The sequence below is a fragment of the Psychromonas sp. genome (assembly GCF_983033635.1).
Genome location: NZ_CEZLMY010000114.1, coordinates 1 through 11,419, shown reverse-complemented (window position 1 = coordinate 11,419; position 11,419 = coordinate 1). Strand labels below are relative to the sequence as shown.

General features: G+C 39.0%; 8 protein-coding genes and 1 pseudogene. 3 read left to right on the top strand and 6 right to left on the bottom strand.

The window, feature by feature from the left end; genetic code table 11:
- Window positions 1-326: 326 nt before the first annotated feature.
- Window positions 327-2,495: a DUF6351 family protein gene (locus AC4GME_RS13400; protein ID WP_490378009.1), complete on the bottom strand. Its 2,169-nt coding sequence runs from the start codon at window positions 2,493-2,495 to the stop codon at window positions 327-329.
- Between the two features lie 230 nt (window positions 2,496-2,725).
- On the opposite strand from AC4GME_RS13400, the gene AC4GME_RS13395 reads away from it, so the two are divergent.
- A complete protein-coding gene (locus AC4GME_RS13395; RefSeq protein ID WP_490379571.1) occupies window positions 2,726-2,923 on the top strand; it encodes a hypothetical protein in 198 nt (65 codons plus the stop codon).
- Between the two features lie 411 nt (window positions 2,924-3,334).
- Here AC4GME_RS13395 and efpL read toward each other — a convergent pair whose 3' ends face one another.
- Genes efpL through yccS form a run of 3 tightly spaced genes read right to left on the bottom strand, consistent with a single transcriptional unit; the run spans window position 3,335 to window position 6,508 of the window.
- Entirely contained in the window at window positions 3,335-3,907 is a 573-nt protein-coding gene (gene efpL, locus AC4GME_RS13390) for an elongation factor P-like protein EfpL (protein ID WP_490379570.1), read from the bottom strand.
- 45 nt (window positions 3,908-3,952) lie between these two features.
- Window positions 3,953-4,279 (bottom strand): TusE/DsrC/DsvC family sulfur relay protein, encoded by a 327-nt coding sequence (locus AC4GME_RS13385; protein ID WP_490378011.1) that lies wholly within the window; start codon window positions 4,277-4,279, stop codon window positions 3,953-3,955.
- A 21-nt stretch (window positions 4,280-4,300) separates the two neighbouring features.
- Entirely contained in the window at window positions 4,301-6,508 is a 2,208-nt protein-coding gene (gene yccS / locus AC4GME_RS13380) for a YccS family putative transporter (protein ID WP_490378012.1), read from the bottom strand.
- A 518-nt stretch (window positions 6,509-7,026) separates the two neighbouring features.
- Here yccS and folD point away from each other — a divergent pair.
- The gene (gene folD, locus AC4GME_RS13375) at window positions 7,027-7,884 is read left to right on the top strand and encodes a bifunctional methylenetetrahydrofolate dehydrogenase/methenyltetrahydrofolate cyclohydrolase FolD (protein WP_490379569.1); all 858 of its coding nucleotides are present in this window, start codon (window positions 7,027-7,029) and stop codon (window positions 7,882-7,884) included.
- A 532-nt stretch (window positions 7,885-8,416) separates the two neighbouring features.
- Here the strand turns inward: folD and gap are convergent.
- Both gap and AC4GME_RS13365 read right to left on the bottom strand, forming a co-directional pair.
- Window positions 8,417-9,409 (bottom strand): type I glyceraldehyde-3-phosphate dehydrogenase, encoded by a 993-nt coding sequence (gene gap, locus AC4GME_RS13370; RefSeq protein WP_490379568.1) that lies wholly within the window; start codon window positions 9,407-9,409, stop codon window positions 8,417-8,419.
- A gap of 396 nt (window positions 9,410-9,805) precedes the next feature.
- Window positions 9,806-10,699, bottom strand: coding sequence for a D-hexose-6-phosphate mutarotase (locus AC4GME_RS13365; protein WP_490379567.1), 894 nt, complete (start codon window positions 10,697-10,699; stop codon window positions 9,806-9,808).
- A 369-nt stretch (window positions 10,700-11,068) separates the two neighbouring features.
- Between AC4GME_RS13365 and AC4GME_RS13360 the strand changes: the two are divergent.
- Window positions 11,069-11,419: pseudogene (locus AC4GME_RS13360) on the top strand (4-alpha-glucanotransferase); the annotation flags it as partial.

Sequence of the window (11,419 nt, the reverse complement as noted above, 5' to 3'; positions counted from 1 at the left end):
TACGATTTTCAAATCAAGATAATTTAAATTTATAAATATTTGAAAAAGCACATAATTGTGTGCTAATTGATTTCAGCTGCGGGGGGAATTATGATGCGCCAGTGATATGCAATTGCTGTAGGTAATTATTTAGTAACACCCCTCTACTGTGTTTGTTTGATGGCTAATAAACGATCTTTTTCATAAATGCCTTTGAATAAAACGAGCCGCAGGGGCAACGCCGCGTTGACTCTGCCAATCGATAGAAACAGATATAAAACGTCCTGTTCAAATTAACATTTTTTAGCTAAACGGCATTTATTCTTCCTATACTCGCCAAGACCATGTTAATGGCTTAAATGTTTTGGCCTGCCCATATCGGCAAATGTATAATCACAAACCCCATTCGGAAAGGTTTGCTTTAATGCGCTCACTTTTGCAGACAAATCCAAATCGCCATAGATGCCATTTTCAATGGCTGTTTCGATAGCAATGGTGTGACACTTGAAAATGCTTCCTTGCCAGGGAGCGCCTGCTTTTATTCGACTATTACTGTAGATGGGGAAAAGGTTAGTACAAGTACCATTTGCTTGTTGATTCCAATCACCATTAAAAACGCCATTGCCAGAGGCTATGATATTACCGTTTTCGGAAAAACAGGTGTCTTTGGCCATATCGGGCTTAGCCCTTTGCACTTTTTGTTGATAAGACAAGTGATCGGGCAGCTGCTTTATGGTCATCAACCATTTATCCATAACATCATAGGCTTTTTCGACTGGCGTATATTGCTTATCTGAAATCCATATAACATGATTTTGAATGTTTTTTTGCGCGTTTAGGATCCGTAAGCGGGTGGTAAATGAGGCCGAGGTGTGATGCATATTCAAATCGTCTTCAAGGTAATGGCGAATATCAATGATCGGTAAGGAAATACGGCCAATAAACACCTGACCATATTCATAGGCCTTGTTAACGGCTGTTAATGAAGCCGAATGCCGTTTCGCCGAGACGCTGTCGATTTCGGTTATATTATGATGCCCCCATAACGATAACCAAATTGGCGGAGTTTTTGCGCTAAGGCTGATTATTCGTTCTGCCTGCATTTTTTGTAGAGGCTTCCATGAGCCAATTTTTCTATTTAAATCAATAAATTCATTAAATGTAATTTGCTTGTTGAGTAATGCTTGCAGACCATATTGAACCCCTACATTATCCCAGGTCGACAAGCCAAAACCCTGTTCATCCTGACCAAATATATGCACCATATCCTGCCAATAATTCCAGTTGACTTGTTCAACAACTGAATCATGAAAGTAGGGTTTCAGAAAGCCTTGTTTAGGGTTGTAAATGTAACTGCTTAAACCAAAATAGCCGTTGATACATTCATTATTGCCCCGTGGAAATTCTGGTTTTTGCCAACGCAATAACTGATTTAACGGCTGCAGCCAACCGGCCTTTTGTTTCGCGCCATTTATGGCCCGTAGGCCTTCCACATGTTGTCTATTTTGCCAATCTTGCCATCTGACTCTATCGCTGGCTCGAAAGCTGAAGTAGTTGTTAAATAAGTCACAATCTAAGGCATAAGTGGCTACACTTACCATGTCCGGGTAAGAGTACAAAGGAAGTAAACCGTCTAATATGCCCTGACTGTTTTGGCCGATAAGGTATTGCGATAAGCCACCGCCAGAGCCTCCGATTCCAACTGTATACAAAGGTTTGCCAAATAAGCTTACAAATTGCGTCTTTACCCGTCTGGCGGTATCTTCTGCCAGCAACATATTATACCCGTAACTGGTATCATTACCGCTGGAGGTGATTAAGGCGTAACCTTTTTTCAATTGGCTAAGTTCTTTATTAATTAATCTGAACAGCTTAGTTCGACCTTGTCTGTAACCTATGCCTGAGCCTCCTTCAAAACGATAAATCAAGCGTTTATTCCAGGCATCGGCATTGCTTTGATTGCCGACCCCTGTGGCATAAATAGGCATCAAAATGATGTAGATATAACGGTTGATGGTGCCTTGTTCCACCCTAATTAACAGGTCGCCTTTGTTTAGTGGCGATTGCTTTAGTTCAAGCTCTGTTTTGCTATGCAGCTTATTGTTTTTATCAACAACGACATAGGCGAGGCGGGTTTTTAATGAACAATCTTTAGAATAACCAAGCTGTTTTTTGCCGTTAATAATGTCATAAACGGGAACCCCGAAACCTGTTTGATTATCTATCAGCGGCTGACCTAACCCCGAGTCCAAGGTCATGCAATAAAATGGGTATTGATTGGGGCCGGAATAAAGGGAGTGCACAGGTCCAATACCCCCCACTTTAATGGGAAACGTAAAGGTCTCTTCAGGCCTTGGGGTTTTGCTGATGTGCTGATTAATCTTTAGCAGATAATTAGCTTCGGGTGTGGCAATGGCTTTTACTTGCCTTGCAATTAAACTCTCTTGATCAACCATCTGAAGAATGATGATAAATAAGAGTAAGAAGCCAATCAGCCAGAATATTATTTTTTTCATAGCATCATTTAAGTTTTCTGATCCATATCTATGAGTTTAGCTTAACAATAGCGGGACTGATTTAAATGCAGCGAGTTTTTTGGCCGAGTATTGATGGAGTAGGGCACCACTGTTAACAATTGACGTTATCAGTCATCTACCTGGTTGCAACGTGTTGGCGTTAATATGAGATTAAAAATAACCTCTAACTGGGCTACATAGTGCCTTGGGCGTGCATGTGTTATTTAGATATGAAGTCCCCGAACGTACTGTTATTTGAAGATGGCATCCCGAAGGTGATAGATTTTAGTCCAGGCCTTTACCGAGCAATCAATTCAAAGGAGGAGATGAGAGAAAAAGGGAACTCACCGGTCAATGCAAGCGTAGGTTATTTACCAGCGGAGAGATGGAATAATTTTCCGGCAACCGGCAGTGAAATTTTAAAATGACTTGAGATGCGAGACAGTTATGCCGCCGGCATGACGATATTCGACGCTCTCATCGGCCCCGTCTATTCCTGTATCCAAAGGAACGTTAAGTAACCAAGCCATTAAGGAGAATCCCGCTTTTAAGTTTTTTGAATAACTTGCAGGGAAAAATAACTGTTAATCCCTGTCTCTTATGCCTTAAGGGTATTAGAGGGTATGTAACGCAATAAAGTGTTTTGTGAGATTCAATGAAAATCGGCAATGAAGCTGTAGAGCGAGTTGACGAATAATGATGGGATTATCAAGGATTATCAAAAAAAAGGGAGTTACATTCGTGACTCCCTTGTTTTACCTGCCTATGCGGCAGTGGCCATTAAGCTTGCAGCAGTTATATTAGTTCACCTAAACCGGGCGATTTTATCGCTTAAACCGCTATTTATCAGCACGTCCCATAAATTTACATTCAGCCGTGTTGATTTTTATTTTGTCACCCGTTGATATGTGCTCTGGTACTTGCACTACTAAGCCTGTAGAGAGAGTCGCTGGCTTAGTGCGAGCCGTTGCTGAGCCACCTTTAATTGACGGGTCTGTTTCTGTTATTTCCAGCTCAATGCTAGAAGGTAGTTCAATCGCGACAGGTGAGTCATCAACTAAAACGACTTGCAATCCTTGTGTATTTTCATCAATAAACAGCACTTCGTCAGCGATGCTCTCTTTGTTTAGGTTGTACGGCGTATAATCTTCATTATCCATAAACACTAATTCGTCACCATCAAGGTAAGAAAACATCACATTACGACGTGTTAAATCGGCTAAAGGAAGCATATCGCTATCTTTGAATGTTTCATCAATTTTTGAGCCATTGACTACATCGTACATACGCATACGGTATATGCTGCCACCCGCACGCCCCTGCGGTACAGAACGTTCAATATCTCTAATAATATAAACACTGTTGTTGAATTCGATTGCGCTATTTTTTTTAATTTCGCTTGCCTTTGGCATTTTACTTTCCTTAAATGTTGTTTTTAATGTTAAATATTGTTGCGATTAAATACATCGGGCAGGTTTTGGTAAACCTGCAATTTTAGTTGCTTGTTTAGCCGGGCCTTTGGGAAAAAGGCGATATAAAGAGCGGCTACTGATCACCTCATCGGGAAACTTTTTCTGCATTGCTTTTACTAATGCGCGAATTGCAGGAGAAGTATTATATTCAAGGTAAAACTCACGAACAAAGTTAACCACCTGCCAGTGTTCATCGCTCATTTCGATCAACTCCAAATTAGCAATATGCATGGCGAGTTGTTTATTCCATATTGTTGAATCAAGTAAGTAACCTTGAGGATCAGTTGGGTATTCTTGCCCATTAAATAACAATTTAAACTTCCTTTATTAATATCAGTGTTGAGTTTTGTAGTTGAAGTTTACCTGTTGTAATAGCAGTTGTATATCCAGTGCTGTGAATGCAATTAAGCGTAACTGTTCAACAATTAATAATGTTTCACCAGATAAGTTGGTTTTATAGTCTGCAAACTTTTCAATGGCATTTACAAGCTCTTGCTCATCAACAGAGATAGGGTTATAAGCTGATGATATCTGCTTTGCGGTGGCATTGATTAAATCTTGCAGTGCAATATTATTTTCAAAATCATCCATTTTATGACGGTGTGATGCAAGTGCCGCAATGTAAGAAACTAATGCATCACAGCGGTTAACTAACGCATAAACTTCTTTGGTTAATTTCTGTTTGGAACTAGGTTCAAATAGCATACTTTGCCAGGCGCTGGTTAATGTCGCATCACTTTTAAAGGTATTAAAACGGGTCATCCGGTAGTTGAGATTTTCGCTTCGGCCATACTGATACTGATGGCTAACCTGTTTAAAGTAGCGTCCACTTAATAGTAATAATTGATTAACTAATGTGGGGAAACGTTGGAACTGCCAGTCTGGAAAAATAAAAGTAATTGCCAGGATGCTTAAGGCACAACCTAATAATGTCTCACCAATGCGCGCGGGTAAAATCTCCATCCCCGTACCTGTTAAAAGGTTGAAGAGAAACATAACAAATAAGGTGATAAAAATAACAGCTAAACCGTAGTTGGTGCGTAAATAGTTAAAAAATAGAAACGCACTGAATATTAATAAAAGCACTTGTGAAAATGTGCCGTCAATTAACATGATAACTGGGTAGCCGAGCAGGATACCGAGCAGTGTACCGACGCTACGCTGCATTAAACGTTTACGAGTTTCACTAAAACTGGGCTGGCAGACAAATAATACTGTCTGTAAAAGCCAAAACCCCTGTGGTAATTGTAAGAGGTGTTGTAAAACAAAAGCTGCGCATAAGCTAACACTGATCCTAACCGCATGTTTAAAGACCGGGTTTGTTGCTTTCATTGCACCGAGCAGTTGTTTGAATATAGATTGAGCCGGCTGCTCCTCTTCAATGGCAATAACGGCTGCTTCAGTTTGTTTACTTTGCTGATTTTGGCTAACGGTTAACAGTAAATTATCAATACCGCGCAGGTTTTCATAAATAGCCTGCAATGCCTGCATCGCTTCATTGTTATTGTCAAAAAGCTGCAATTTCTGTTTAAGCAGATATAACTGATCGGATAACGCATTGATTGTCCACTTTAAACGGCGACTATGACGGTATTTTTTTTTATCATTAATAGCCATACCCAGCTGATAACAATCTTCACTCAACTGCAAGAACAGCTGATGATACCCCTCAAGAATCTGACTTTTCCCAAAGGTGCTTTCTAATTGACTATATAAATATTGGCTTGCGCTGATACGTTCATGGATTTGCTCGGCAATAAAATAGTAGCCATTAAGTTTATAAAGCTCTGTTTGTCGGTGGCAGACTTGAAAGCGAGATTGAATAATCCGCTTCGACTGTTCAAGACGCGCCATAATGGAAATATTTTGAATCGCTAGCTGCTGGCGAACTGCAAGAATACCTTCTTTGCTGGTTCCCTCTTTTTCATTAAACAGTGCGGATTTCTGTTGCTGATAACGACTTAATGAGAAAAATAGTTGTGCTAGTTGTTCGCGCAGCGAGCGATAAGGGCTGTAAAAATTCCAAACAATTGAAAACAGGCCATACCATAGTGCACCAATACTTAATAAGAGTGGCTGTTCATACCAATTGATGCCGCTCTGGTGACCAATCATGGTATAAATTGCGATTAAGATCGCGCCAAAACCAATTTTATTGTAATGCGTGCCTAAAACGGCAAGCATCATAAAAGCAAAACTAGATATGAGTAAACCCAGTGCAAAGAGTATGGGATAGGGCATTAACAGTTCTACACTGCTGGAGGCGATAAAAAAGCAAACTACTATCGTAACTATAAACTTACCTCTGCCTTTATAGTTATCATCTGTTTCGACAATCGCACTTGCCATTACCCCTAAACATAATGAGATGGAGATATGCAGACTATTTTGAGCAAAAAAGGGCAGTAAGTTACTGTTAAGTGCAGGAATAAATGTAATTGCCATGGCAATTAATACGCGTAACCCGGAATGAATATTTGAGTCAGAGATGAGTTTGCGTAGTGTTGTTTTAATAATAAACGTTGAATTCGATGTCTGCATTAAGATTTTCTGTAGTGATCGATTGGTAGGCTAGCCCATTAAGTTTCTAGTATATACCCGTTATCATTCAAGATGCAAAAATCAGCAAGTCGTGAGGTGAACAGATTCTAGGCGTAAAGGTGAAGATCTAACGGGTTAAATCGAGACTTCACAACAACGAAGATGTTTGCCTCACGGCTTGCCCAGTGGGTTACTAGCTCGCTTCTTGTACAACCGTGGCAATACAGCGTTGCAACATTCGATAAGGGCTAGCCATTTAAGGATTAAAGTCTTTATTTTAATCCTACCGGTAGAGGATTAACGTAGTTAATCGCTCAAAGGGTCATCATGTAGCGCCTTATCTTGGTGTCCGAGCTAGCGACTGATAAATGCATTTTGATTGGTAACGGGTATCTGATCTTAATTTTAAAAAAGAAAAGATAAAATCAAAGCCGCTCACCATGATTCATGTGACATCAAGCCATTGTTTTGCGACAATAGCCGGACAATCATAACTATTACATATAGAGAGTTGATCAATGTCTGCACAAATCATAGACGGAAAAGCGATTGCAGCCGCAATTACAGATAAAGTTGCGCAAGGAGTTGAAGCTCGGGTGGCTAAAGGGCTACGTGTTCCTGGTCTCGCGGTTATTTTAGTGGGGGCCGATCCCGCTTCAGAGATATATGTACAGAGTAAACGTCGGACTTGTGAAAAAGTGGGCTTTACTTCAAAAGCGTTTGATTTACCTACAACCACCAGTCAAGATGAATTACTAACATTAATTGATGAGCTTAATGCCGATCAAACTATTGACGGCATTTTAGTACAGTTTCCACTGCCTGAAGGCCTTGACGAAACAGCTGTTATTGAAAGAATAAATCCACAAAAAGATGTTGATGGTTTTCACCCCTATAATGTCGGCCGTCTGGCGCAACGCATTCCATTGCTTCGAGCTTGCACACCACGAGGCATGATCAGCATGATTGAATCAATTGGTGTTGATATTAGAGGTAAACATGCAGTTGTGATTGGCGCATCAAATATTGTTGGTCGCCCGATGACGCTAGAGTTGTTATTAGCTGGCTGTACAACAACATGTTGCCACCGTTTTACTGATGATTTACAAAGCCATGTTGAGCGTGCGGATGTATTAGTTGTCGCACGTGGTAAAGCTAATTTTATTCCCGGCGAATGGATAAAAGAGGGCGCAATTGTATTAGATGTAGGTATTAACCGTTTAGACAATGGAAAAATTGCAGGCGATGTCGATTTTGCAGCTGCCAAAGAGCGTGCAGGCTGGATCTCACCTGTTCCAGGTGGTGTTGGACCAATGACAGTGGCAACACTGATTGAGAACACTCTGTTCGCATGTGAAGAGTTTCATACAAAATAGTCTATTTTGTAGTGATAAAAAAGGAGCCTAATGGCTCTTTTTTTTTGCGGTGTAAATTTCAGGCACAAAAAAGCCCGTGTAAAAACACAGGCTTAAAACAAATTTTGACTAATTAATCTTATTTAGAGATAAGCGCAATTAGGTCAAGAACTTTGTTTGCTGGGTTAGCAACACTAGATTTCGTTGTTCACGAAATTCAGGCACAAAAAAGCCCATACCGAAGTACAGGCTTAAAACAAATTTTGACTAATTAATCTTATTTAGAGATAAGAGAGATTAGGTCAAGAACTTTGTTTGCTGGGTTATCAACGCTAGATTTCGTTGTTCACGAAATTTAGGCACAAAAAAGCCCGTGTAAAAACACAGGCTTAAAACAAATTTTGACTAATTAATCTTATTTAGAGATAAGCGCAATTAGGTCAAGAACTTTGTTTGCTGGGTTAGCAACACTAGATTTCGTTGTTCACGAAATTCAGGCACAAAAAAGCCCATACCGAAGTACAGGCTTAAAACAAATTTTGACTAATTAATCTTATTTAGAGATAAGAGAGATTAGGTCAAGAACTTTGTTTGAGTAACCGATTTCGTTGTCGTACCAAGATACAACTTTAACGAATTTGTCAGTTAGAGATAGGCCTGCAGCAGAATCAAATACTGAAGTTTGAACTTCACCAATGAAGTCTTGAGAAACAACAGCTTCGTCAGTGTAACCTAATACGCCAGCGTATTCGTTTTCTGAAGCACGTTTCATTTCAGCACAGATTTCTTCGTATGTAGCAGCAGTTTTAAGGTTAACAGTTAAGTCAACAACAGAAACGTTAGCAGTTGGTACACGGAAAGCCATACCAGTTAGAAGACCGTTAAGAGCAGGAATTACTTTACCTACTGCTTTAGCAGCACCAGTTGAAGATGGGATGATGTTTTGAGAAGCACCACGACCACCACGCCAATCTTTAGCAGAAGGACCGTCAACAGTTTTTTGAGTTGCAGTAGTTGCATGAACTGTAGTCATAAGACCAGACTCAATGCCCCACTTGTCGTTAAGTACTTTAGCGATAGGTGCTAGACAGTTCGTAGTACAAGAAGCGTTAGAAACGATATCTTGACCAGCGTACTCAGAGAAGTTAACACCGTTAACGAACATTGGAACGTCGCCAGAAGGGCCAGTTAGAACAACTTTCTTAGCGCCAGCAGTGATGTGCTTACGAGCTGTTTCGTCAGTTAGGAAGAAACCAGTTGCTTCAGCAACAACTTCAACGCCAACATCAGACCATTTTAGATCTTCAGGGTTACGCTCAGCAGTAACACGTACAGTTTTACCGTTAACAACTAGGTTACCGTCTTTAACTTCTACTGTACCGTTGAAACGACCGTGAGTTGAGTCATATTTAAGCATGTAAGCCATGTATTCAACGTCGATTAAGTCATTGATTGCAACAACTTCGATATCAGTACGTTCGATTGAAGCGCGGAATACGAAACGGCCGATACGACCGAAGCCGTTAATACCTACTTTAATTGTCATTTTTTAGATCCTTATGGATGGTTTGATTTTAAAACTTGTCATCATTATAGGTGTCAAAAACACCTAGAACTTGATATTAGTCAAGTTAATCGTTTTGAGTAAGCGATTATTGAAGAATAAAAGGGCAAAAATTACTTTTTATTATTCAAACGCTTAAAAATAAAACAATTTATTGTAATTAAATTACCACGCTATTTTATGTGCTAATAGTTAGAAAAGAAAGCTAAACAGCAATTTAAGTGTAATTCGAAAATATTTTGTTATTTTAGAGATCGTTTTTTCAATGTTCTTGTAACAAATTGATCATAAATGACCGTTAACCAACAATGACTAAGTCACAATAATGTAACCTCTTATACTTATATAAAGGTTACATTATGTTTTCAGGTGTATGGATCAACCAATAAAAGAGCTTAATGTATGCGTTTGATTCGGTGCTATGGTTTGTCCATCTTGATGGGTAATTGCAGATTCAATGCAGAGCATAGTCTGATAACCGTCATCTGGCATATCAGCAAATGCTTGAGCACCTTCAACCCAAGGGTTCCAAACTACTTCTGAGTCATTTCCTGAATTTGAAATATTCAACTGACGTGTAAACCCACTATCATTAAGTACAACTGCAGCGGGTGCTTTCTGGTAAATAGAATCAATAGGGCCGTTTATTTGTAAGCTGGTATCACCCGTTTGTAACTGACCGGCATTTAATTTATCTGCATATTGTTTATTTAAACCAGAAACCTGACATGCTTCAGGTGAACTGATGTTTAAGTAAGTATGTAGCGCCGCGCCATAAGTAAATGCTTTCTGCCCGGTGTTTTTGCTTATTAGTTCAAGCTTGATCGTGTCGGTTAATGTTGCTTTTAAAATCAACTCAAATTGAAAGGGCCAAATTTTACGTGTTTGCTCACTGTCTTTTAATAAAAGCTCAATTTCTACGCCATTGCTTAATTCATTGATGTTTTTAATCGACCATTTACTGGTACGGGCAAAACCATGAGCAGGCAGATTGTTACCTAATGATTTATCAGCAGCCCCAAACCAAGGCCAACAGATTGGAACACCACCCCGAATTGCTTTTTGTTCATTATATAGTGCTGTTTTACTTAACCAGATAATAGGTTGTTGTTCTTTTAATTGAAAGTGCACTAAATGAGCACCCTGCAGGGCAATTGCCGCATCAAAATTATTGTGTTCAATAATTAAAAATTCATAGCCTGTTATATCGGACTGAAGGCTGACAGAGTCAGATAAGTTGTTTTTTTTCTGTAAAGATAGATGAGAAATCATATAAAGATCCCGATGTGAAAACTAATAATGAAAAAGGAGTAAATTAATCCCTATTTATAATGACTATTTCTTTATAAAAGGGCAATATGTCGAGCGTAAACTACGCTAAAAATTAGTTTGAGCAAATGCTCTTTTAATATTAATTGCGATAAATCATGAAAATCAGATATTTCAACTGTTTATTCATTTATTGTGCGGCGTAGTGAATTTACAGATATTGAGAAGTGTAATGAATTTACACTACTTTAAAATATGATATAAAGAGTTCCTAACAAATAGATTGATATTTGATGCTTTTTAAAGCATTAAATATTAAGAAAATATAATTATAAGTTTGCAGTATTTTAAGAAAACAAAAATAGGTGTGTTATGACCAGTTCTACTTTAGATATGTTTATGGGATTAAAAAGTATTAATCCAAATTTTGTTGATGCATGGGGGAACCCTGCTAAAGTCTCTGATGAGAATATACGAAATATAATTGGAAAGATGGGTTACGACGCGTCAGATGATTCGCTTTTAACAGCGCATTATAATGAACAAGAGAAAAAACATTGGTTATCTCCATTACCTCCTGTATCAGTTTGCCAAAAAAACGCATCGTATACATTTGATGTTCGTTTACCTATTGATTCAGCTGCTGATCCGTTAATCTACAAGATCATACTGGAAGACAATAGTGAAATTAAACAAACTGTTTGTGCAACGGGATTTCCTTTA